The organism is Allobosea spartocytisi, assembly GCF_014764685.1.
Taxonomy (GTDB): Bacteria; Pseudomonadota; Alphaproteobacteria; order Rhizobiales; family Beijerinckiaceae; genus Allobosea; species Allobosea spartocytisi.
In genome coordinates this window covers 1-24,123 of record NZ_JACXWY010000028.1, presented here as the reverse complement: position 1 = coordinate 24,123, position 24,123 = coordinate 1, and the positions used below count along the sequence as shown (strand labels likewise).

General features: G+C 63.2%; 20 protein-coding genes. 14 read left to right on the top strand and 6 right to left on the bottom strand.

Features of this window, described 5'->3' with window-relative positions; genetic code table 11:
• Positions 1-12: 12 nt before the first annotated feature.
• From IED13_RS25500 to IED13_RS25485, 4 genes are all read right to left on the bottom strand, one after another.
• Positions 13-426, bottom strand: a complete 414-nt coding sequence (locus tag IED13_RS25500; protein ID WP_006022619.1) for a hypothetical protein — start codon at positions 424-426, stop codon at positions 13-15.
• 166 nt (positions 427-592) lie between these two features.
• Entirely contained in the window at positions 593-2,731 is a 2,139-nt protein-coding gene (locus IED13_RS25495) for a ParB/RepB/Spo0J family partition protein (protein WP_006022620.1), read from the bottom strand.
• 187 nt (positions 2,732-2,918) lie between these two features.
• Entirely contained in the window at positions 2,919-4,037 is a 1,119-nt protein-coding gene (locus IED13_RS25490; protein WP_006022621.1) for a DUF3800 domain-containing protein, read from the bottom strand.
• A gap of 151 nt (positions 4,038-4,188) precedes the next feature.
• Complete coding sequence (locus tag IED13_RS25485) at positions 4,189-5,382, bottom strand: hypothetical protein (protein ID WP_024338475.1); 1,194 nt, start codon at positions 5,380-5,382, stop codon at positions 4,189-4,191.
• 256 nt (positions 5,383-5,638) lie between these two features.
• On the opposite strand from IED13_RS25485, the gene IED13_RS25480 reads away from it, so the two are divergent.
• The 11 genes from IED13_RS25480 to IED13_RS25430 all read left to right on the top strand — a co-directional run bounded on the left by IED13_RS25480 (position 5,639) and on the right by IED13_RS25430 (position 19,124).
• Positions 5,639-6,268 (top strand): DUF6088 family protein, encoded by a 630-nt coding sequence (locus tag IED13_RS25480; protein WP_006023614.1) that lies wholly within the window; start codon positions 5,639-5,641, stop codon positions 6,266-6,268.
• Positions 6,269-6,343: 75 nt separating this feature from the next.
• Complete coding sequence (locus IED13_RS25475; RefSeq protein WP_006023613.1) at positions 6,344-7,174, top strand: DUF6088 family protein; 831 nt, start codon at positions 6,344-6,346, stop codon at positions 7,172-7,174.
• Entirely contained in the window at positions 7,171-8,250 is a 1,080-nt protein-coding gene (locus IED13_RS25470; RefSeq protein ID WP_006023612.1) for a nucleotidyl transferase AbiEii/AbiGii toxin family protein, read from the top strand. The genes IED13_RS25475 and IED13_RS25470 overlap by 4 nt, the downstream gene beginning before the upstream one ends.
• A complete protein-coding gene (locus tag IED13_RS25465; RefSeq protein WP_006023611.1) occupies positions 8,247-9,104 on the top strand; it encodes a response regulator transcription factor in 858 nt (285 codons plus the stop codon). Before IED13_RS25470 ends, IED13_RS25465 begins: the two co-directional genes overlap by 4 nt.
• The gene (locus IED13_RS25460; RefSeq protein WP_006023610.1) at positions 9,101-9,679 is read left to right on the top strand and encodes a hypothetical protein; all 579 of its coding nucleotides are present in this window, start codon (positions 9,101-9,103) and stop codon (positions 9,677-9,679) included. Before IED13_RS25465 ends, IED13_RS25460 begins: the two co-directional genes overlap by 4 nt.
• 1 nt (position 9,680) lies before the next feature.
• Positions 9,681-13,082, top strand: coding sequence for a UvrD-helicase domain-containing protein (locus IED13_RS25455; RefSeq protein ID WP_191125842.1), 3,402 nt, complete (start codon positions 9,681-9,683; stop codon positions 13,080-13,082).
• A gap of 81 nt (positions 13,083-13,163) precedes the next feature.
• Entirely contained in the window at positions 13,164-13,910 is a 747-nt protein-coding gene (locus tag IED13_RS25450) for a multiubiquitin domain-containing protein (RefSeq protein WP_006023608.1), read from the top strand.
• Positions 13,885-15,057, top strand: coding sequence for a ThiF family adenylyltransferase (locus tag IED13_RS25445; RefSeq protein WP_006023607.1), 1,173 nt, complete (start codon positions 13,885-13,887; stop codon positions 15,055-15,057). Before IED13_RS25450 ends, IED13_RS25445 begins: the two co-directional genes overlap by 26 nt.
• Positions 14,958-15,494 carry a ubiquitination-like system serine protease family protein gene (locus IED13_RS25440; protein ID WP_465248652.1) on the top strand — a complete coding sequence of 179 codons (537 nt, stop codon included), beginning with the start codon at positions 14,958-14,960 and terminating at the stop codon, positions 15,492-15,494. Before IED13_RS25445 ends, IED13_RS25440 begins: the two co-directional genes overlap by 100 nt.
• Positions 15,495-15,771: 277 nt before the next feature.
• The gene (locus tag IED13_RS25435; RefSeq protein WP_006023605.1) at positions 15,772-16,008 is read left to right on the top strand and encodes a DUF2158 domain-containing protein; all 237 of its coding nucleotides are present in this window, start codon (positions 15,772-15,774) and stop codon (positions 16,006-16,008) included.
• Positions 16,009-16,019: 11 nt separating this feature from the next.
• Complete coding sequence (locus IED13_RS25430) at positions 16,020-19,124, top strand: DEAD/DEAH box helicase (RefSeq protein WP_006023604.1); 3,105 nt, start codon at positions 16,020-16,022, stop codon at positions 19,122-19,124.
• Between the two features lie 306 nt (positions 19,125-19,430).
• On the opposite strand, the gene IED13_RS25425 is transcribed toward IED13_RS25430, so the two are convergent.
• On the bottom strand, positions 19,431-20,792 hold the full coding sequence (locus IED13_RS25425) for a tyrosine-type recombinase/integrase (RefSeq protein ID WP_006023603.1): 1,362 nt from the start codon (positions 20,790-20,792) through the stop codon (positions 19,431-19,433).
• 352 nt (positions 20,793-21,144) lie between these two features.
• Here IED13_RS25425 and IED13_RS25420 point away from each other — a divergent pair, with 352 nt between their 5' ends.
• Positions 21,145-21,894: an AbiU2 domain-containing protein gene (locus IED13_RS25420; RefSeq protein ID WP_191125841.1), complete on the top strand. Its 750-nt coding sequence runs from the start codon at positions 21,145-21,147 to the stop codon at positions 21,892-21,894.
• Positions 21,895-21,935: 41 nt separating this feature from the next.
• Positions 21,936-22,148 carry a hypothetical protein gene (locus IED13_RS25415; protein ID WP_191125840.1) on the top strand — a complete coding sequence of 71 codons (213 nt, stop codon included), beginning with the start codon at positions 21,936-21,938 and terminating at the stop codon, positions 22,146-22,148.
• Between the two features lie 215 nt (positions 22,149-22,363).
• Here the strand turns inward: IED13_RS25415 and IED13_RS25410 are convergent, their stop codons facing one another.
• Positions 22,364-22,897, bottom strand: coding sequence for a hypothetical protein (locus IED13_RS25410; protein ID WP_191125839.1), 534 nt, complete (start codon positions 22,895-22,897; stop codon positions 22,364-22,366).
• A gap of 354 nt (positions 22,898-23,251) precedes the next feature.
• Here IED13_RS25410 and IED13_RS25405 point away from each other — a divergent pair, with 354 nt between their 5' ends.
• Complete coding sequence (locus IED13_RS25405; protein WP_191125838.1) at positions 23,252-24,019, top strand: TIR domain-containing protein; 768 nt, start codon at positions 23,252-23,254, stop codon at positions 24,017-24,019.
• Positions 24,020-24,123 lie beyond the last annotated feature (104 nt).

Sequence of the window (24,123 nt, the reverse complement as noted above, 5' to 3'; positions counted from 1 at the left end):
GTCTCGATGATGTCAGGCACCATCGCCGCCATCGATCACCTCGGCGAGCCAACCGTTGGTATAGATCCACGCCACAGTTTCGCCGGTCGCGAGATCGAGGACATGCGCGCCGCCACCGAAGCCATCGAGACGCGGCCGGGAGCAGGTGTTGGCGTACTGAAAGCCCCATCGGCCGGTGAGGTGGAATTCGGCGGCGCAGCGTATGACGAACTGGATCAGCCGTTCGGGATCGCCGGTGACATCGTCGCGCATCCAGAGTTTGGAGCCGCCATGCTCGGGCTGGATGGACAGGAGGAAGCCATCGGACGGCGGTTCCTCGGATGCTCCGTCCTCGGACAGTTGGTTGTAGAGATCGAGCGCGCGGGCTGCGGTCTCGGGCGTGCCGACATCGAGCAGGCATGAGAAATGGGTGAAATAGTCGGCCATGAGGCCACTCCCGGAGAGCAGGGAACGGGAGAGCCGGCAGGCGCTCTCTCCTCCATGTCCGGCTCGCCACGTCCGGGCCAAACTCTCCCTCTCGATCGGCGCGCATGAAAAAAGCCCGACGCCCCCGAAGGGACGCCGGGCTCGTCAAGTCAGATGAGGACCGCCGTCACTCCGCGGCGGCGAGGTGCCGTTCCTCCTCATCATCGGTGTTGGTCTCCTCGTCATCGCCGTCGAGGAAGTCCGGCAACGCCTCGTCGCCCTCGCCAGAGTCCGCCTCGGTGCTTTCGGCATCGGCGCCGGAATTGCGCAGCGGTTCGGGCAGCCAGCCCGTCTCGGCGAGGAGACGTTCGGCTTCGGTCGCCATGTCGCCCTTCTTCAGATGTGCGATGAGTTGGGCGGCGCGCTCGCCGGCGCCTTCACGCACCGCTTCGAGGATGCGGGGCTTGGTGACGCGGCCGAGATAGTTGGCGACGGTCGGCCGCCACCCGGCTTCGGCCATGTCGAGCCCGACCGCCAGCGACAGGCGATCGGCTTCGGCGATGCGCTGTTCGACACTATGCGCCGAGACACGGCCACCGTAGCGATCGGCCCGCTCATAAAGCGCATTGACGCCGAACGAAGCGCAATGGGCGAAGAGTTCGGCCTGTTCGGGGCCAGTCAGTGCGGCCAGCCCATCCCAGAGATCAGCGACTTTGGCCGGGAGCCGTTTGCGCCAGCTATCGTGCCGGGCCTCGATCGCCTTGGCATAGACGCTGTCACGAAGCCCTTCGGGCTGCGAATGGAAGGTCGTGCCCCGCACGCTGACCTCCATCGCGAAGCCGTACTGGCTGCCGCCGTAGAACACGTCCTGGCAGAACTTGTGCAGGACGGCGACGAAGGCGACCGAGGGATCGGTGGCGAGCTTGTCGCGGAGCGCGAGGGTGCGATCGGCGGTCAGCTCCGTGATCAGTCGATCGGGGAGCGGCTTGATCGTGTCGTCCTCGTCCTCCTCCTCGGGCTCGGCAGGTTTGCCGCAGATGGTGATGACCGCGCGCTGGACCGAAGGCGACGCCGGATAGTCAGCGTCATCGTCGCCGCCATCCTGCTCTTCACCCTCGCCATCGCCCGCCTGGTTGGCGATCTCGTCCTCGGGTCGGACATAGCCGCGGTCGATCGACAGCGTGCCGTCGGCGTCCAGGCTGACGAAGACCCCGGCGATCGCGATGTCGGCGGGTTCGTAGTGGACCGGCCGCTCGTCGAAGCTGGCGAGCGCGGTTTCGATTTCGCCAAGGCGCTGATCGATCTCGTCCGGCAACTCGTCGGCGTTCTCATATTCGGCCTCCAGCTTGGCGCACTCGGCGTTGAGCGCCTCGATGGTCGCCTGTTCGTCAGCCGTCAGGTCGAGCGGCGTGCCCACGATCTCGCGCAGGCCGTGGGTGGCGCCATAGGGGAAGCTCATCGCCACCTCGATCCATTTCCAGCCTTCGCCGGCGATCGCTTCGGCGGAGGCTTTCAGCTTGTCGGCGACCAGGCGATCGAGCAGCGCAGGATCCTGCAGCCAGCCGCCGTCGTCATCCTGGAAGAGATCGCGCAGCACGCAGCCGCCGTTGGTTTCATAGGCATCGATGCCGACGAATACGGCCCGCTTGTCGGATGCGCGGACGGCGGTCTCGGTCAGCATGCGCCGGATCTGGTAGGGTTCCCTCTGCCAGCTATTGCGAACCGACTCCCAGACCTGCTCCTGACGCGCATGATCGTTGGTGACGGTGAAGGCCATGAGCTGTTCGAGCGTGATGCCGTCCTCGGCATAGATATCGAGCAATGACGGCGAGACGGCCGCGAGGCGAAGCCGCTGCTTCACGACCTGGACGGACGCGAAGAATGCAGCCGCAATCGCCTCCTCGGTCATGCCCTTCTCGCGCATCGCCTGGAACGCGCGGAACTGGTCGAGAGGATGCAGCGGGGCGCGTTCGATATTCTCGGCCAGCGACACCTCGTCGACGAGGATGTCGGCATTGGCGTCCGACACCACGCACGGCACCTTGGAGGTCTTGGTGAGGCGCTTCTGCTTGACGAGGAGCTGCAGCGCGCGGAAGCGACGCCCGCCCGCCGGCACTTCGTACATGCCGGTTTCCTGGCCGTCGGCATCGAGCACCGGCCGGACGTGGAGGGACTGGATGAGACCGCGCCGGGTGATCGACTCGGCCAGCTCGTCGATCGAGACGCCAGCCTTGACGCGGCGGACGTTCGACTGGCTCAGCACCAGCTTGTTGAAGGGGATGTCCTGCGCCGACGACAGGGTGATCTTCTGAATGGCAGTTGCCATGAGACTTACTCCGCGACGGGCGCCGAAAGCCTCTCTCTCGACCCTAAACCCGTCACGAAGCGAAGCACCGCCCTCTCACTCTAGGAGGGCAGCGACACCATCAAACGCCATCGGTAAGGTCACTGCCAGAACCGGCGATGATCCCGCGCCAGTCCTTCGTATTCGCCCATGACGGCTTGATGCCGCCCTAGAAATTCGAGCGCGGTTCGATGCCGAGGAAGCGGATCATGTTGTCGGGCGCGACGAAGTTGACACCCGAACCCAAGCTGCGGTCGCCTGTTGCGACGAGGCGGCGGAAAATCGCTACCTTGTCAGGATGCATGGGGGCGCCGCCCCACACAGCGTCCTGTACATATCGCGCGATGAAACCGGCGAGGACGTCGGCGACCTGAATGCCGATAGAATCGTGCGATCGCTGGAATTGCAGGTCGGCCGCCTGCGAGAATTCGAAGTCGGCCGTCTGCAGGGGCAATTTCACGCCAAGCTGCGCCAGGTCCTCTGCGAGCTTCTTGTTGTGCAGAAGAATGTCTCCGAACTGCAATTGCTCGTCGTGGAACAGCGTCACGCCGGAAACCTGCTTTCGCGCGAAGCGATTGATCCGGGCGTAGATGTTGGTGAACGATGTCAGGTTCGGCAGAACCCAGAGCAGCTTCCCGGCGGGATTCTTGTCGGGAATCGGTAATGCCCGCTCGACGGCCTTGGCTTTCGGCAGCTTGCGGAAGTCCTTCAAGCTGTCGCGCGCAAAACGGATGATCCCCGCCGCCACGTCAGTAGGCGGAACTCCGCTTCCCTGCGCCCACCGAATTATTTGCTTGTAAAGTTCGCGTATTTCCGCGTGGTCTCTGCTTTGGCAACATGCGGCAAAGGCGTGAGCCAGCTCGGGAGGTGCATATAGCGCCATGTAGTTCGCCATAACGCCCTTCATCCAAAGGGCGCCAGGTTGAGTGTCACATTCCCCCACATAGGGCACCACCATTCGCTCGATGATGTTCACGACAACGAAGAAGTGCTTGTCGACAAGCTCGATAAAGATTGGGGCGCGGCGCGTCTCAAGGAGGTCCAGAAGATCAAAGATGAAGCGCGGCTTGTCATAAGCCTGTTTTGATTTGAGCTCCGACGACTGGATGCGGTGCGCCTTTTTTAGTGCGCCCAATTTATCGGTGAAGTCCTGGTCGAGCGTGCAGCCGAATGCAGCCAAGGCGAACATGCGCTGTTCGACGAAGTAGGAGTCGATTTTGACCGTGCTCAGGTCGCCGGTATTGCCGCTTTCATCGATGTAATATTCCGCAGGCGCCTGCTCTAGCATTCTGTATCCAGTCGCTCGTTTGGCGATTGTGCTCCATGCCGCACCACTGAATAGGTGACCTGGATCTGGGCCACAAGACAGCCCGGAAACAGTATGGCTAGGGGACGCAAAGCCGGAGACACGGACAACCGCATCTCCGGCATTGCGGGGATCAGGCGGCGCGATCGAGCAGCTTCTTGGCCTTGCCTTCGAGCTCGAGCCGCGCGTCCTGGTGGGGCTTGTCGCGCGCGACGGCGGTGATGCCCTGGACGAAATCGAAGATGCTTTCCGGCGGGCGGCCTTCCTCGGCCAGCACCGCGTCGATGATTTTGCCCGTCTCGGCTTTCGAGAAGCCGCGGCGGCGCAGGAATTCGGTGCGCTCTTCGTCCTTGTGCGCGACGATGCGTTCGCGCGCCGCCTTGATGCCGGTGATGAACGGCTGCGGTGAGGAGTCCGCGAAGCTGAGCAAGGCCGGCGCCGCCTCATGGGCGAAGCGCGAAGCGGCGTATTTGGAATGGCGGATGGAGATCTCCTCGAAATCTTCGACGCCCCACAAATTGCGATTCTGGCACACGGCCCTGAGATAGAAGGACGCGATACCAAGGGTCTTGGCGCCCACTTCGCTGTTCCAGGCATAGAAGCCCCTGAAATAGAGATCGGGCGATCCATCCGCGAGCTTGCCGGCTTCGATCGGATTCAGATCGTCGACGAGGAAAAGGAAGACGTCGCGATCGGAAGCGTAGAGCGTCGTGGTGTCCTTGGTGATGTCGACGCGCGGATTATAGACGCCGGTCGACCAGTCGAGGACACCGGGCACTTTCCAACGGGTGTCGCCGGTGCCGTTGCCGGCGATGCGCTGCACGGCTTCGACCAGCTCGTGGTCGTAGATCCGGCCGTAGTCGGGGCCGGTCACGGCGCGCAGCTCGACGCGGCCGTCGTCGGTCTCGAGGGTCTTGATCTGCTCGGCGCGGTGGGCGGTCAGCCCATATTGCAGGTTGATGCCGGCGAGCGCGGCGGGGAGCTGCCGCAGATAGGCGGCCGGCGCGCCGACCTGGCTCGCGAGCTGACCGAAACTCCAGTGCGTCGGAGCGATGGGCTTGTCGGCGCCTGGTAGGATCAGGGCAAGCCGTTCGGGATCGGTGCGGCTGGCTTCGACATGGATAAGCGCGGATTCGACAACGCGCGTTCGGCTGCGCTCGGTGCGCTCGCGGACGGTCCGGCCGAGTTCGGCGAGCGAGAGATAGCGCTCGTCGTCGGGTCGCGAGAACCACTCCGAGGAAACCCGACCGATGCGCTCGCCGCGGTTGATGTCCACCTTCCAGCCGCCACTCACGTCGCGCCGGGCATCGAGAACCTGCATGTTCATGGGATCAAACTCCATGACGGGCGCCGGAAGACTCTCTCCCGACCCTCAACCCGTCACGGAAATCCGGTCCACACTCTCACTCTAATGAGGGCGTTGCGGGGTCTCCCCGCAGAAGGGGTCGGCCGAGACCCTGGGCTCGGCCGCAGGGGAAGGCTTTCCCCTCCAGGCCCCCTCTCAATCGCTGGCCCTTCCAGTCGGTTTGGGGGAGATTGAAAACTGTCAGAAAACCGCATATATTTCTGACAGGAGAAGTGCCGTGCAACGACTGACCGAACAGATTCTGGCGCACACCGAGGGCTTGCCCGAGGGCGCTCCGATCGCGGCGAAGAGCCTGCTCCATCTCGGCAATCGCGCCGCGGTGGATCAAGCCTTGTCGCGACTGGCTGAACGTGGCCGGCTGATGCGTGCCGGGCGCGGCGTCTATCTGCGCCCGGTTTCGAGTCGGTTCGGCGTCCGCGCGCCCTCCGTCGAGAAGGCCGTCGAAGCCCTCGCGCTCCAGCGCGGCGAAACCATCGTGTCGAACGGTGCCGCGGCCGCTAACGCGCTCGGCCTCACGACACAGGTGCCGGTCCGGTCGGTCTATCTGACATCGGGCCGTAGCCGGACGATGAATCTGGGCCAGCAGGTCGTCGAGCTGCGGCATGCGCCGCGCTGGCAGTTGGCGCTGGCCGATCGGCCCGCCGGACAGGCGGTGCGAGCGCTCGCCTGGCTGGGGCCGGAAAAGGCAGAAGCCGCCTTGATGACGTTGAAGCGCAAGTTGCCGTCTTCCACGTTCGGCGAACTCGTCGCGGTCGCGCCCCAGCTACCGAGCTGGCTCGCCAGGACGGTCGGCAAAGTTGCATACGGCCGAAGGAGCCATTCTCAGGTGGGCGGCCTACCTATTTAGATTGTCCGAAATTTGTATATTTATTTCGGACAATCCACTTGGTTCGCGTCCGAAAAAGGACTACAATTTTCGGACATGAACACCGACTCGCCCGATCTGAAGAAAGCCATGCTCGAGCGCATCCGTGCGGATGCGCCACGCAAGGTCTGGACGCCCAGTGACTTCGTCGATCTCGCCTCGCGGGACGCGGTCGATAAGGCGTTGCAGCGGCTGACGAAGGTCGAAATCCTTAGGCGGATTGATCGTGGGCTCTACGATCAGCCTGGCTTCAACAAACTCACCCAGAAACCCAATCCGCCTGATCCGCGCTCAGTCATCGACGCCGTCGGGCGACGTGACCAAACCCGGATGCTTGTCGACGGCATGACCGCGGCGAACGATCTGGGCCTAACTGACGCCGTCCCCGCCAAAATCGTGGTGCACACCGACGCTCGGCGCCGCGCGATCAAGCTCGGCAACGTAACGATCACCTTCCGTCCAACCGCGGCCAGCAAGCTATTCTGGGCCGGACGACCAGCGATGCGCGTCGTCCAAGCGCTTCACTGGCTGCGCGATCTCCTGGTTCGTGAAGGAGAAAGTGATCAGGTTAGGCGCAAGCTCGCCAATCTTTTCGAAGATCCCACGGTGGGACCGCCCCTCAAAGCGGATCTCACTGCCGGTATGACAGCTCTTCCGACATGGATGTGGGTGTTTCTCAAGCCGCTCGTTGAAAGCGACGCCGGCGTTCGTCGTCGGCACGTCGATGATGATCGTGATGATGCTGATCATGATCGTCATCAACAAAGAACGGCGGACGATGCCGATGATCAGCGTCATGCTGCCGTCGCCCGGCCCAAGCGAAAGCCGCTCTCCCCGCAGAAGGCACAAACTGCCAAGCGCGGTGCAGCCCGGGCGGTGAAGACATGAATCCGGCTTTCGACGAGGTTCTCGCGGCCGGGTCGGACGCGATGTTGAGCGCCTTCGATACGACGGCGCTACGCCTCGGCACGGCGTCTCAGAATATCGAGAAGGACTTCTGGGTCTGCTGGACGCTGGATGCCTTGTTCAATGGCTTGAAAGAGGGCGGACCCCGCCTCCTCTTCAAAGGTGGAACCTCCCTGTCCAAAGGGTTTGGTTTGATCAATCGCTTCTCCGAAGACATTGATGTCACGGTGTTTCGGGACGACATCGGCGAGCCGGCGACCATCGAGGAGCTCGAAGCGCTGAGTAGCAAAAAGCGCCGGGCGCGCCTCGATGCGATCAAGGACGCCTGCCAAGCCTACATCAACGGCCCGCTGCGGGCTGAGTTGACGCAGATCCTGCAGGACCGGCTTCAGGCTGCCGGCCTCGATGCCGGCGCGGCCCGAGTGGAAGCCGATGACGCTGATCCCGACGGGCAGACGCTTCTGATCTGGTATCCCGCGGCGACGCCGCGATCGGATTATGTGCGGGCAGCGATCAAGATCGAGTCGGGCGCGAAATCCGCGCTCGATCCGAACAGCGAAGTGCCGATCAAACCCTATGTCGATGATGATCTGCCGGCGCTCGACCTGACCGTGCCGGCCGTCCGCACGGTCGATCCGGAACGTACCTTCTGGGACAAGGTTGTCATCCTCCATGGGCTGCGGCGCTGGTTCGACAAGCGCGGCGAGCTGCGCGGGGGCGGCCAACGCGTTTCCCGTCACTATTATGACCTGCACCAGCTCGCCGCGGCCCGCGTCGGCGCCGCCGCCATCGCTGATCCGGCGCTCGGTGCGGATTGCGTCGCGCACGCCCGGATGTTCTTCAATCGACCGGACTTCGATCTCGCGAGCGCTGCGCCTGGCTCGTTTGCACTCGCCCCGCATGACGCGATGATCGAGCAACTGCGCGTCGACTACAGGGCCATGCAGGGCATGATCTTTGGCGATCCACCGGATTTCGAGGCGGTGCTCGACAGCATCGGCTCGCTCGAGACGCGTCTCAACAAGAAGGGCGATACGGGAGGCGGGGCCGCGCGATGAACCAGTTGGAGGGAGCTTTCGACACCGGGCAAAAGGCAGACGCGCGTGGCGCGGGCGAAGCGATCGTAACCCCGCTGCGCAAACGCCGCCTCAGCGGCGAACTCTACGAGCGCGACCCGAAGATAGAAGCCCTCATCGCCGAATTGGCAGTCCTGCCGCGTGATGGCTTGATCGCCAGGGCGGAAATCACCAAGCGCTCGGACCCGGGCTACGTCCCGAGCGAATGTCTCGTTTACTTCATTCGCGCGAGCCGTCGCGACAACAACGAGGTGTGGTTCGAGCGCCTCTATCGGATCTTGACCGAACGGGTGCTGCGCAGTTTGCCCAGGGCGGAAAGCTCCGATGGAAAGACGGAATCGCTGACGCGCGGGGTCGTGCGCGACAAGGTGTTCGGCCGGTTCGTCGAGCTCTTTTCGGCGGACCGCGCCGCCTACGACGAAAAGGTCGACTACTTCGAGGTGCGCTTCGATGGCGCGCTAGCGAGCCTGCGGCGCGATGCGCAGGAAAAGGCCTGGCGCGACGAAAACCGTTCCCAGCCCCTCGAATATGACGAGGAGAGCGGAGAACTGTCACCGGAGGTCGAGGCGGCCGCAGGGACCCACGATCCCTTCGCCGTGTCGGATTTCGACGACCCGTCTTACCGGTCGCGCCTGGATGCAGCGATTGAAGCTCTACCGACAGAACAAAGCAGGATCATTCACATGTTGAGACAGGGCTTCCCCATCGACTCCAAGGAGCCGGACGTCATGACCATCGCCAAGGCTTTGGGCCGCTCCGAAAAGACCGTCCGAACCTACCGCGACAAGGCCTTCGCCGCCCTGCGAGCTGCCATGGCCGACGGAGACGAGCGGTGAGCCCCGGCGGCGGACGTCCATCCCGCGAGGCCGTGCTCGACGCGTTCGCGGTCGAGAGCGAGCCTGGCCGGTCGACCTTGGAACGCTATCTGCGGCTATACCCGGAATATGCCGGGGAGCTCATCGACCTCTCGCGCGAACTCAGCCGCGAGGCTTATGAAGATGCCGCACCCCTCTCTGCTACCGATCGGGCGCTGATCGACGCTGCCTGGTCGCAACACGCGAAGGTTATGCCGGCGGCAGCAGCCGACCCTTTCGCGGCGCTGACGGTCGATGACTGGCGCGCCGTCGCGCAGCGTCTGGACGTGCCCCGGCAGGTCGTGACCGCACTGCGCGAACGGCGGGTCTCTCTCGTCAGTATCCCGCGACGCTTCCTGGCGATATTGGCGGATGCGATGCGCAGCTCTGTCGCACAGTTGGAGTCGTCCTGGGGGCCAGCGCACCTGATTGTCGCGCGCAGCTATAAGGCCGACAGCAAACCGGTGGCCGGCGAGCAGGTCACCTTCGAGCAAGTGCTGATCGATGCCGGCGTCCCGGCCGAGAAGCGCGCCCGGCTGTTGGCGGAGGCGGACTGACATGGACAGTATGGAGCTCGCCAGGCAAGTCGCCGCCGAGCTTCACGCTCGCCTCGTTGCATCCGGCGCCGATCCCTGGTCGCCCTATGACTTTGCTGTCGCCGAGGCCAAGCGGCGGGGGATTGATGTCGAACGGACTGCCGCCGGCGCAGCCGTCCTCAATGGCGGCCGCGCGACTTTCGTCGCCGCCGACGATCTGATTCTTCACGAGAATATGGGCTCTCCGTTCGAGCAAGCTTTCCTCGTGGCGCATGAGATCGGCCATGTCGAGCTGGGCGACGATCCTGGTGGCGAAGCGGCGCCGATGATTGATCCGGCACGCCCGGCCGAGCCCTCACCAGTCGGAATGGATCGGGTTGTCGATTATGGACGCCGGCAACGCCGCGAAGTCCAGATGGACCTGTTCGCGCGCGAACTGCTGCTTCCGCGCACCGTCGCGCGGGCGCTCCATGTCGACCAAGGGCTCGCCGCGTCCGCCATCGCCGCGAAGCTCGGCGCGCCGTTCGAGGTCGTCGCGCAGCAGTTGTTCGATGCTTTGCTGCTGCCGCCCGTGCCTCCCGCCGCGACTGCGGCGCATGTCGAACGGCCGCTCAATCCGCTGCAAGCGGCCGCTGCGGCGCATCGCGGCGAAGCCTATCTGCTTGAGGCGGGGCCTGGCACCGGCAAGACGCAGACGCTGATCGCGCGCGTCGAGGGCCTTCTAGGCGAGGGCGTCGATCCACGGCGCATACTGCTGTTGACCTTTTCGAACAAGGCAGCGGGCGAGATGGCCGAGCGGATCGCGCGCAAGCGGCCCGAGGCTGCGGCCGCGATGTGGATCGGCACGTTCCATGCCTTCGGCCTCGATATCATCCGTCGTTTCCATGCGGAGCTCGGCCTGCCGAAGGACCCGCGGATGATGGACCGGACCGAAGCGGTCGAACTCCTCGAGGGGGAGTTCCCGCGGCTTAGGCTCGCGTACTACCGCAATCTTTACGATCCGACCCAGATCATTGCCGACATGTTGGCCGCCGTATCGCGGGCGAAGGATGAGGTGGTCGACGCCGAAACCTACGCCGCGCTCGCCGACGCCATGCAGGCGAAAGCCCAGGACTCGGATGCGCGCGAGGCGGCGGAACGCGCCGGCGAGGTTGCCCGCGTCTACGCGGCCTACGAACAGCTCAAGCGCAACGCGCATTGCATCGACTTCGGCGATCTTGTCGCCTTGCCGGTGCAACTGCTCGAAAAGGAGGCGGCCATCTGCGCGGCGCTGCAGGCGCAATATGATCATGTCCTGGTGGATGAGTATCAGGACGTGAACCGCAGCAGCGTGCGGCTGCTGAGCGCACTGCGGCCCGACGGCCGCAATCTCTGGATGGTCGGCGACGCCAAGCAGTCGATCTACCGGTTTCGCGGTGCCTCATCCTTCAACATAACCCGGTTCGGCAAGGAGGACTTCGCCGGTGGCAATCGCGGTCGATTGAAGCGTAATTATCGTTCGGTGCCGGAGATTGTCGCCAGCTTCTCCAGTTTCGCGATCACGATGCGCGCCGGCGATGCGGATAGTGGCCTCGACGCGGACCGCGACGCCAATGGACATAGGCCCGAGTTGCGCACGGTCCAGCGCGCCGAGCAGCAGCAGGTCGCCCTGGCCGACGCTATCGAGGAGCTGCGGCGTGACGGCTACGCCTATCGTGACCAGGCGGTCCTGTGCACCGGCAACGAAAAGCTGTCGACGATCGGGCAGGACCTGGAACGGCTCGGCGTGCCGGTCCTCTTCCTGGGAAGTCTGTTCGAGCGGGGTGAGGTCAAGGATCTCCTGGCTCTCCTCTCGATCCTGGTCGATCGGCGCGCCATGGGCCTGGTGCGCATTGCCTGCTGGCGAGACTTCGCCACCTCCTTTGCCGATGTGGTCGCGGTCTTCGACCATCTGCGGGCGGCCGAGCACGCGCCGGCGGGCTGGCTGCGGCATGGCGAGGCGATCCCCGGTTTGAGCGACAGGGGGCGGCAGACCGTTGCCAAGCTCGCGACTGCGCTCGATGGTTTCGATCAGACGGCCTCGCCCTGGACCGTGCTCGCGACGCTGTTGCTCGATCGCACACGCATCGCCGCGCGCCTGGGCGCGTCGGAGGATCTCGCCGACCGCACACGGGGCATCGCGATCTGGCAATTCCTCAACTTTGTGCGGGTACAACCGGCCGGACGCGGGCTGCCCATCACGCGCCTGCTCGATCGTGTGCGCAGGCTCGTGCGGCTCGGCGACGACCGCGACCTGCGCCAATTGCCGGCGGCCGCCCAGCATCTCGACGCCGTGCGGCTGATGACCATCCATGGCGCCAAGGGCCTAGAGTTCGGTGGCGTCCATATTCCTGGGCTTAACAGCGACACGATCCCACGCACGCCGCCGGCGCCGCCCTGTCCGGCGCCCGACGGGATGATCGCGGGGGCGGAGGGCAGTGCGCTGGAGGCGTTCCGCGCAGGTCAGGCCGAGGAGCAGGAGTGCCTATTTTACGTGGCGCAGTCGCGCGCCCGCGATCGCCTGATCCTTTATGCGCCGACCGAGAAGAGTAACGGCCACAACCGACCGCTTTCGCCATTCCTCGACCGTCTCGGGGCGACCTTAACACGCCGTTCGCTCGTGCCGGCACGGCCGCTTCCCGTGGCCGCGGAAGCTCGGGATATCGATTTGGTGGTCGACGGACGGCTGCGGTTAGGCGCCCCGCAGATCGCTCTTTATGAATCCTGCCCGCGTCGCTTCTTCTACACGCATGTCCTGCAGGTCGGCGGCCGGCGAACCGCGACCGCCTTCATGCATCTGCATGAGGCGGTTCGCGTGGTGGTCGAGGCGGTGATCGCGTCGGATGGACCCGTGTCCGAGCAGGCGCTGCAAGATCGCATCGATGCGGCGCTCGCCGGCGAGGGGCTCGGCGAGCACGGCTATCGCGCGGAATTCCGCGATCTGGCGCTGGCAATGCTGCGCTTCTTCCTGGCGAACCGCGCCGAAGCAGTCCCCGAAGCGCCGGTCGCGCTCAGCCTCAGTTTCGGCGGCGAGGAGATCATCGTTCGGCCGGACGAGGTGCTGGTGCGGCCGGACGGCATCCGCGCCGTGCGCCGCATTCGCACGGGTCACATGCGGTCGGCCGAGGGCAAGGATGTCGGCGCGGCGGCGCTGATGCTGGCGGTCAGGCAGTCCTTTCCCGGCGCGGTCGCAGAGCTCGTCCATCTTTCCGACGGCGAGGCACATGCGCTTGCCTTGTCCGATCGGGAGCTGAAGGGGCGCAAGGACAAGCTCGCAAAGTTTCTCGGCGACATCCGCGCCGGACGGTTTCCGGCCGAGGTTTCGTCGCGCACCTGCCCGAACTGCCCGGCCTTCTTCATCTGCGGGCAGACCCCCGACGGCCCCTTGCAAAAAAAGTTCGTCTGACCTTACCGGTCGGCCTCCCTCGCTCCGATTGGACCCTTAGAGCCGCGGCGCTGCCTCGGCCGAACCTAAGGACCCAATCTTATGAACACCGAAGAACTTCTTGATTACGACGATCTCGGCAACGCCCTGCGCGAAGGCCGGGCGTTGCGTCCGGCGCGGGGGTATCGCTTTCTCCTCGCGCAGGGCGATCTCAACTTCCAGTCCCGTGTGGTGAGCGATCCCGTGCCGCTCGGCCGCCAGTTGCTGGAAGCCGCGGCACTCGACCCGCGGGACGGTTACAGCCTCATCGCGATCCTGCCCTCGGGCGATTTCGAGGATGTGAGGCTCAACGAGCCGTTCGACCTGCGTGAGCGCGGCGCCGAGCGGTTCATCGCCTTCCAGACCGACCGCGACTTCAAGCTGACCCTCAACGACCACGAGCTGCTCTGGGGCAAGCCGGTCATCAGCGGCACGGTGCTCTACGGCCTCGCCAAGCCCGGCGAGGGGGAGGCCGTCTTCCTCGAGGTTCCCGGCGGTGAAGATCGCCTGATCGAGCATGGCGAGCTGATCGATCTGGTCCAGCCCGGCATCGAGCGGTTCATCACCGCGCGGCTGACGTTCGAGATCATCGTCAATTCGCGGCCGCGCACGGTGAACGCCCGCACGGTGACGTTCGAACAGATCGTCCAGCTCGCCTTCCCGGGCCAGCACGAACCCAACGTCGTCTTCTCGATGACCTATCGGCACGCGGCGTCGACGCCGCCCGCCGGTGAGCTCGGGGTTGGCGGCTCCGTCGACGTCAAGAAGAAGGGCACGGTGTTCAATGTCACGCGCACTGTTCAGTCGTAATCCGGACCTCAAGCGGCTGCGGGACGAAGGCTACTTCGTCCAGCAGCAGGGCGGGTATCTCGTTATGCGCGAGGTGCCGTATGTCGATGCGCGCCGGGAGGTGCGCATCGGCACCCTCATCTCCAGCCTCACGCTGGCCGGAGATCAGACGCGCCCGCCCGACACCCATGTCATCCACTGGGACGGCGATTTCCCGTGCCACGCCGACGGCAGGCCCATCCAGGGCATCTCGCATGCGGCCGGCGCCTTCGATCTCGGCCACGGCCTGAAGGCGACGCACAGCTTCTCCAGCAAGCCAGACGGCGGCTACTCGGACTACCACCACAAGATGACGAGCTACGCGAATATCCTCGCGGGCCCGGCCGCAGTGCTGAAGTCCGGCGCGACGCCTCGCACCTTCCGCGAACCGGAAGAGGAGGAGGACAGCGTCTTCAACTATGTCGAGACCGCCTCCGACCGTGTCGGGATCGGCGTCCTGACCGAGCGACTCGTCAACGAGCGGGTCGCCATCATCGGCGTCGGGGGGACCGGCGGCTACATCCTGGATTTCGTCGCCAAGACGCCTGTCCGGGAAATCCGGCTGTTCGACAGCGACGAGTTCCTGACCCATAACGCGTTTCGCGCGCCGGGCGCTCCGAGCCTGGAGGAATTGCGGGAAGCGCCCAAGAAGGTCGAATACCTGAAGCGCATCTACAGCCGGATGCACCGGAACATCGTGGCGCACGATGTCGCGCTCGGCGTCGACAACATTCACCTTCTCGACGGCGTCACCTTCGCGTTCCTGTCCCTCGATGCGGGTGACGCTAAGCGGCTGATCGTAGAGAAGCTCGAGGCGATCGGCGCCGCGTTCGTCGATGTTGGCATGGGGCTCGAGCTCGACGAGGGGTCGCTGGGCGGCATCCTGCGCGTCACCGCCAGTACGCCGGAGAAGCGCGATCACGCGCGGCAGCGCATTTCCTTCGTCGGCGGCGGCGCCAAGGACATCTACGCCTCCAACATCCAGGTCGCGGATCTCAACGCCCTGAATGCTGTCCTCGCGGTCGTCAAGTGGAAGAAGATTCGCGGCTTCTACCGCGACCTCGAGCGCGAGCATCACTGCACCTACACCACCGACGGCAACATGCTGATCAACGGGGATCTCGCGTGATACGGCACAAGCGACTCGAACATCGTTTCGTCGAACACATCCCTGAGCGCCTTGAGGCAGGCATTCTCTATGTTTCGATGGAATATGCCACATCAGCCCACAGCTGCTGCTGCGGTTGCGGCGAGGAGGTCGTCGCCCCCTTCACGCCGACGGACTGGAAGATGACGTTCGATGGCGAGACCGTCTCCCTTCGGCCGTCGATCGGCAATTGGACGCTGAAATGCCGGTCACACTATGTGATCGACCGCAGCAAGGTGATCGAGGCCGGCCCCTGGAGTGACGAGCAGGTCGAAGCCGAGCGTCGTCGTGACCGCGCTGCCAAAGCGCGCTTCTACGGGCAGACGCCAGCGATCGAACTTGCCGTTCAGCCCGCTCCCGTCAAGGCGGCTCCCGGCTTCTGGCGCCGCGCCTGGCGTTGGCTATCTGGCAGATCGTGACGATAGGCCCGACGGCAGGTTGCCGTCGGGCTATCCCGCTTCGGAACGCAGCGCAGCCCTAAGAGACAAATCAAGAACATCTATCAGGAGCTTACACGGTCTTCGCCGAAATCCTTGTGCAAGGAATGACCGACACACCATATATTGATGTTAGGCATGGGGCGATCTCCTAGCACGTGCGCGTCTCCACTCATGGTGGTGGGGACGTGGGCGAGCTTCTTGCGACCTCCTCCGGTGCCTGGCGAGGACAGATAGGCATCGAGAAGGAGCGTGGAGAATGGATGCTACCGAATTCAAGCCCGGCGATCTTGTGCGGGTGAAGTCAGGCGGGCCGATCATGACGGTCGAGCAGGTCGGGAAGACGGCCATGCTGGAGGAGGATGCCGTCTGGTGTGTCTGGTTCGAGAAGGTGGGCAACAAGCAGGTCGCGCGGAAAGACACGTTCGCGCCGGTCGTGCTGGAGAAGGCTGAGAAGCCACGAGCCGCGTTCTCCGTCGGCGTCGTTCGGGCGTAGCGTGGTGCCTCATGCCGTTTCGCGGCCTGTTCATCGGCATCGACCGTTATAGCTCGACCGGCATTGATGAGCTGACCTGCGCGCGTCGCGACGCGACGGCGCTGGAGGCACTGTTCTTCGACACGCTGGGCGGCAGCACAGTCTTGCTGGCAGATGCGGAGGCCACGCGGCAGCGGATTGAGGACGCATTTGCCGACCTGGCCGGCTGCGGCCCCGAGGATACGGTGGTGATCGCGTTCTCCGGCCATGGGTCGGAGACACATGAGCTCGTCACCCACGACGCGAATCCAGATGATCTCGCCGGCTCCGCGATCCCGCTCGAGCTGTTGCAGGAATGGTTCTCGCGGATACCGGCAAAGCGCCTGATCCTGTTCCTCGACTGTTGTTTTTCCGGCGGCATTGGGGCGAAGGTTCTGCACGTCGATGCGAAGCCGCGCAGCCTTTTGTCCGCCGAAGCGCGCCTGGCTCAGCTTGGCGGCGCTGGTCGGATCATCTTCACCGCCTCCGCGGCGACCGAGCCCGCCTATGAGCACCGCCGGTTCGGGCACGGCTTTCTGACCCACTTTCTGCTTGAGGCGCTATGTGGCGCCGAGGAAGTCGTGAGCGGCGGCAAGCTCTCGCTCTACCGCCTCCTCGAGCATGTCACGAGCCGCGTCCGGGCGGCCGCGCTGCAGGGCGGCAAAGAGCAGAACCCGACCATGCGCGGGAGCATCGACGGCGATGTCGCGTGGCCCGTGTTCGTGCCGGGCGCTAAGTATCGGGCGGCCTTCCCGGCGCGTCTGCCTGCCAAGGTGACGTCCGATCTTGCCAGCCTCTCGTCGGCCGGTTTCCCCGACGCGCTTGTCACCGCCTGGGCTGGAGCGATCCCGTCCTTGAATGCGCTTCAGATCTCCGCCATCACCGACTTCGGCGTGCTGGACGGCGAGAACCTGGTGGTGTCGGCCCCGACATCCTCGGGCAAGACGATGGTGGGCGAGCTCGCGGCGCTCCGGAACGTGCTGGATCGCAAACGGGCTTTGTTTCTGCTGCCGCTTAAGGCCCTTGTGGCAGACAAGCGGCGGCACTTCGAGAGCGTCTATGGCGGTTTCGGGGTCCGCACGGTGGAAGCGACGGGCGAGACGGACGACATCGCGCCTCTGCTGCGGGGCCAATACGATGTCGGTCTCCTGACCTATGAGAAGTTCGCCGCGATCGCGCTGACATTCCCTCATGTGCTGGCGCAGGTCGGCGCGATCGTGATCGACGAAGCGCAGATGATCGCCGACCGTGGCCGCGGCGCGAATCTGGAGTTCATTTTGACGCTCATCCGGATGCGCCGGCGTGAGGGGATCGAGCCCCAACTGATCGCGCTTTCGGCTGTGATCGGGGACACGAACGGCCTTGAGCAATGGCTCGGCGCGCGGCTCTTGCGGCGCACGGAGCGGCCCGTTCCGCTTGAGGAGGGCTTGTTGCTCGGCACCGGGCATTTCCGCTTTCTTGACCCGGAGAATGGCAATGAGCAGGTTGAGGGGCCGCTCGTTCGGCGTCTTGTCGGCGGCAAAGGATCCAGCCAGGATTGGATCATCCCGCTGGTGCGCAAGCTTGTGGCCGAAGGCCAGCAGGTGATCGTGTTTCGCGAAACCAAGGGCGAAGCCCGCGGCTGCGCCAACTATCTCGCAGAGTCGCTCGGATTGCCTCCGGCTGCCGAGGCGCTGACGCAGATGCCCGGCGGCGATCCCTCGCAGGCCAGCGCCGACTTGCGGAGCGCGCTGGGGCGCGGCGTCGCTTTCCACAACTCGGATCTCGACCGCGAAGAGCGGCGCGTCATCGAGGAAGAATTTCGCCGTAGCGGCTCGGGCCTGCGCGTCATCGCAGCCACGACGACGCTGGCGATGGGCGTGAACACGCCCGCGTCATCGGTCATCATCGCCGGCTTGAATCATCCCGGCGACGAGCCCTATTCGGTAGCCGAATACAAGAACCTAGTCGGTCGCGCGGGAAGGCTTGGCTTCGCCGAGAAGGGAGCTTCGTATCTGCTGGCGCTCGATCCGCGCGCCGAGCATGATCTGTGGTCGCGATACGTGACCGCGGAGCCGGAAGACTTGGTGTCCCGCTTCCTCGACGGTACAACCGACCCACGCTCCCTGATTATCCGCGTCCTAGTCGCGGCACAACGAGCGGCCGGCGAAGGCGTGCCGAGCGAGGAGATTGTCGAATTTCTGGAATCGAGCTTCGGCGCGTTCCAAGCCCGGCGCGCCCATAGCGCGTGGCAGTGGAGCCGGCCGGATCTGCTTTCGGCCCTAGCGGATTTGGAACGCCACGGCCTGGTGCAGAAGAACGCTACAGGCGCGTATGAATTGACCAAGCTGGGCCGTCTCGCTGGCGAAAGCGCGGCAGAGGTCGGGTCCATCGTCGCGCTCGTAGATTGCCTCGGCTCGCTTCAGCCCCAAGAAATCAGCGATCCCGTCCTGATTGCCGCAGCTCAAACGACGGTCGAGGTCGATCAACTCCTTTTTCCGATCAACCGAAAAAGCACGCAGAAAGAGCCTCAGCTATGGCCCAACGAGCTGCAGAGGCAGAATGTGCCGTGGCACGTCCTGAACGCGCTTCAGCGCGGGACAACAGAAGATCATCAGGCGACCCTGCGTGCGAAGAAGGCGGTCGCTTGTCTTTTGTTCGTGTCCGGTCGTGCCATGAGCGAGATCGAGCGCGTGCTGACGCAGTTCGGTGGTGCGTTTGGCGGCGCCGCCGGCCCCATACGCGCGGTCGCAGCGCGGACTTGCGATCTGATGCCGGTCGCGGCTCGCGTCGCCGAGATCCTGCACCCCACGCTCGATCTCGGTGACCGTGTGAGACGTCTGGCGATCCGGTTGACATATGGCGTGCCCAGCGCCGCCGTCGACCTCGCCCAATTCGCTGGAGCCGATTTGCTGCGGGGCGACTATTGCCGCTTGGCCGCCGCGCAGCTCTGTGAGCCCGAACAGATCGACGCCGCAACTGATGACCAAATTCTGGCATGCGTGGACAAGGACAGGCGCAAGCTTGCACTTGTCCGCGATGCGGCGAAGCGCGTTGCCAAGCGTCGGGCCGAAGCGGTGGCGCCTTCCGCCCCGATCCTTGAAGTATATGTGCCCTAAATTGCGCGCAACGGGGGCGTGAGGCGATTGCGTCAGATGCCCCCTCTGCGAGACGTTCCTGCCTCAGAAAGTCTCCAATGCTGGCGGAGCCAATGCGGCAGCGGGCGATCAAGCGGTCGAACGAGACAACGCGCCGCTACGGCTGCGCTCGGTGTGCAGGAGTGTCAGGATGGTCTGCCGGTTCGGAGCAAATGACCTGGTCGCCGATGGCGCCAAACCGAAGATCGTCGATTTCTTCAAAAAGCTTTTTCGACTGCATCGTGGGCGGCGATGAATTGCTCGCCGACCAGTGGCTGATCGCAAGCCTCAAGCTGCCAAGCGACGCTCCTCGTCCTCGGCTTCGTTCCCCGGCTCTCCAACCGCTTTGGTCAGGAAGAGGTCAAGCGCAGCTCGACGAGAATCACGATCCAATGCGTAGGCCGTCTGTTTGAATTCGATCCCCTCGAGTAGCCCTTGGATGTAACCGGAGATCGTGTCGGCGGCCATGATGAGCGCAGTGTCGAGCGTGTGAATGTATTTGCTCGTCACCGAGCCCTTGGAGTGGCCGACGAGCGCCGCGATGGTCACCTCGGTGAAACCGAGATCGTTGGCGATGCTGGCAAAGCTGTGACGCAGGACATGCGGGGTGACGCCGGCGAGCGGACTGTCGCTGAAAATCTGTTCCCAATGGTTCGGGAAGCTGCCGAACGCATGGTCCTCGCCCTGACCTGGGAAGACATAGGTGCCCGCTGCGGTCTTGCGCCGTTCCTCCAGATACTCGACGACGGGCAATCCGATTGGACGAATGGACTCACCTTCCTTGCTGTCCACCAGGCGCATGCAGCTCGCGTCGGTGTCAGCTTCGATCCACATTAGCGAGATCATTTCCGAGCGGCGGCAGCCGGTGAGCGCGATCTGCCGGATGATGTCCACGGTCATGGCGTATTTTTCGTTCGCCGCGGCATCGCGAAGCATTTGCCCGAGGGTGCGATACTCCGCCTCGGTCAGCCTACGATTCCGAACATTGTCCTTGGGCTTCTTGATGCCGTGCGCCGGATTGACCTCTATAATCCCAGCATCGACAGCGTAGGTGAGGATTCCGCCCAATAGGCCGACGGTGCGCGTGGCGGTGCCCGCGCCACCACGAACAATGGCCTTTCCTCGCAGCTTTTTCGTCTTGACGGCGACGCGCGTCTTGCCGGCCATGATGTCCTTCAAGACCTTGTTGATGTCGGCCTTGGTGAGATCCTTGACCCGGCGCGCGCCGATCAGCGGGATGATGTGCCGCTCGATACGGCCAGTGTCGGTGACGATGGTGGTGGGCTTTTTCGGTCGCCCGCCCTTACCCAGAATGAGGCCCGCGTTCAGATCAGCGGTATAGAGGGCGCAAAGCTCCTTGACCGTGATGGCCTTGTGATCGAGCTGACGTTCTTCGGAAGGGTTGTCGCCGCGCGCGACGCGCCCGAGTTGGACCTTCGCTTCTTGCCGGGCTGTCTCCGGCGTCCACACGCCATGCAGGCCGATGGTGTAGCGTCGCGTGCGTCCAACAGCGCGATATTGGATGAGGTAGCTGCGCTTGCCGGAGGCGAACACGCGGAGGCCGAAACCGGGCAGTTCGTCGTCCCAGATAAAATAGTCCTTCTCGCGAACATCGGCAGCGTCCACGATCCGCTTGGTCAGCTTTGCCATGAGGTGTTCCCCTCGCTAGTGAGGGGCTGCTTCCGCGGAAGCACCACGGAAGCAACCGGATGGATATCGGAGCGAAATTCTGGATAGACAGTTCGGCGCGGAAATACGAATTGTCTAGTATCTTCAGTTACATATCGCATTGTAGCGTGCCCTGTCGTGCATTTAGGATAGGCAGGCTAAATTGCTCCGAAGGCAAAGGTCACACGTTCGAATCGTGTCGGGCGCGCCAATAAAATCAGGCACTTAGCTTGATTTCCCCCCAGGACATCAAATATCCATCAAATATGCGTCGCGAACACGGCGATCAATCCGGTCGACCATTAAACGGCCTACGCTTGGGTTTGGTGCTACCTTGAGCAAGAGCGCATCCACTCTACCAAAACCGAAAAAACGGAAGAAGCGCGCGGTTATCACGCGCTCCGAAGCCGTGCGTCGCCTGGGCGCAATGCTGAAGGCCATTCACGCTGACCTAGACATGGTGTTGGCGACCGAGGCCGCGCTTGAGACTGCCAATGCCACTGTAAAGGCGACGCCGGGTGTTAAGCGCCCCGGCGCTCACACCTATAATGTCGTCGTTCAGAGTCTCAGCTTTAATCTAGCCATGTCCTTGGCTCGGCTTTTCGATGAAGGGGCGAAACGTTTCAAACCCAATCAGCGCGATCTCGCCTCAATCCCTCTCATCGTCAGGCTGCTGCGACAAAAACGCTGCCAGGACGCTTTAGGACGAGAAGCGAGAGAGTGGATTCCGCACATGCCGCGGCTTGCCGATCAGCAAGAAGCCGCCTGCCGCAAGGCGGCCGCAGATGCCATCGCGGCGTATGATGCCGTGCGCAGAGATCCCAAAGGCAGGCGTGGTATCCGCCGCCTCCATGATATGCGTAACAAGGTGCTGGCGCACAGCTTCATGGAGGAAGTGCTTATCGCCATGCCTACCTACAATGAGCTTTTCCGTCTTGCTGATGCGGCTCAGGAGGTCGTGTCGGGAGCTCTTTTCGCTATTGATGGGCAAAATGCTGATCTCTCTAATATCGAGGAAATCTACCGCGACCATGGCGAGGAGTTCTGGGAGCATGCGCTGCGTGCCCCTGTCGCCAAACCATAAGCCGGGCCTTGATTCAAAGGAGCAAGCGGGAGAGTTCCAACATGAATCTACAAGCTGAAATCGCCCGCATAGAACGCCGGCAGGCGGAAGTGCGCGCGTTCGTGGATGAACGCTGTGCGTTGTCTCGGGCGGTCCTCGAGAGGGTGCCGCATATGCACCATGGCTCGCCGCCATGGGTATTCGCAGCCGGCGGAGTGCTCGCTGCCATTCTGCTGATCGGATACGGCGCTCTGCTCGCTAAATTGGCGACATAGGCACAGATCGATTACGAGCGGAGCCACGCAACTGCCCGCGAGCGTTTGAATGACGCTCAGCGTGAAGTCTCGTCTGTCTGAGCGACGGGAGCTTGCCGGGAACGGCGGCTAGCGGCGACAGCGTGCGCAAACTGCAGCACGGACGCAGAGAAGCCCTCAAAGCCCTCGTCGCCTGATAGGAACTTCAACACCTGCGGGCACCGGCCAAGCGGGCCTCACTCGCCATCGATAGGATCCCCAAGCGCTGAGGTAAGGACTGCTTGCGACTGCCTTTGTCGAGACGATGGCGTACGAACCTTCGACCATTCATCCTCGTGACGAAATCCGTTAGCAGCAGCGGCGATCAACTCACCGACCGAATGCCCACCATACAGGATCCCGCTTCTCCACTCGTCTCCCGATGCATCCATATCGTCACGAAAGCGCTTCAGAGCATTCGAAGCAAAAACAAGGAGCAGGCCGGGATAAAGGTATTGGCCCGAAATTGCCGCCCCTTCCTCTCCATAGTGCGCGTGCCAAGCTTCAAGGAACTCGGGCGAATGAGGCTGCCGGCTCATGCCACCCTTGCCAGCTTCCTTCCTAAAGGCAGCCTCAAGGCGGTCGTCCGCCTCCCTTCTACGAACAGCCATAAGCTCAGCAAGTGAATACAGGTGCGCCAAGTGCGGGGTGTTGTGGCGCCAGGTCTCAACCAACCGATAGAGCGCGTTATAGACGACATCACCAATCATGATGTCGCAGTCTTTAGTCATGGCAAGGTCGCCATAACTAACGTGAAATCGCCGGGCGCCTTAAGAATTTCAAGGTCGTACCGCTCGACAGTTGCCTTATACACCGGCGATGAAATAGCGGGGGCGCACATATGATTCTCTTCAGCGATTGTCACTTGCTATGAAGAAGTCGACTACGGCTTACTCAACTGCTCCAACGCGAAGCACGGCCCTATGATAAATTGCCCAATCTACCTTAGCGATAGCGATGCTCTTTGTTCCAAGTTCCAGACGGGGCGCGATGCGGCTGGCTATGATTGTGAAGCTTGCGGCAAATTCATCCTCACCGGCTCAGCGGAAGCTGGATATTTCGATGGCGCTGTACAATGGACGCCCATGCAGCGCTGGGCGCTGTCGCATCGACTCGCGACGTCTCGCAATGACGGTGCTCTATCAGTCCTGACGTCCGATCTCATTCAGCGGCTGATACCGGACCTTCGGACCCCAAATCCCCCCGCGCAAATGGTGAATCTCATTCGTCTGATCGGGGACCATGAAAGCGAAACGGGCACACCGTTCCCTATAATCGATCCCGCCATTGTGTCGCGCGTCGGCTGCACGGGTCCCCTCGCCTGGCGCCAAATCAAGGGCGAAATGTCGGACCGCGGCCTTTGGCGGCTCTGGTCCAATGTTCGAGCGACTAGGGGCGGCACTCAAATTCTAATTGATGGCGCCTCGCTTACCCTCAAGGTTTGGGAAATCTACGAGAAAGAAAAAAGAGGACATATTGTCGGTAGCTATGGTTTCATGGCAATGAAATTTAACGATCCCGAGTTGGAAACGCTTTTAAAGGAAACTATTCGGCCGTCCATCAAAGCAGCAACTGGCTACGGCGTTATAGATCTACGCGATGTGGCGCGCGCCGGAGTTATCGACAACCTACTTCGTGAGAAAATCCGGGACTCCGCATTTATTTTGGCCGATCTTACACATGAAAATGCAGGCGCCTATTGGGAATCCGGCTATGCTGAAGGTTTGGGCAAGCCCGTGATCTACCTTTGCGAGCAGCAAAAATTTGCGGACGCGAAAACGCATTTCGACACAAACCATTGTACAACCGTGATGTGGAGCAGCGCCGATTTAGGCCTCGTGGACAAAGCTTGACCTGAGACACGCGGATTGATTCAAGGCTTCTTTTTGGAGGAAGCCTTGGGCGAGCGGATCGGTCTGACGGACGAGGAATGGGCGTTGATTGGGCCTTTGCTGCC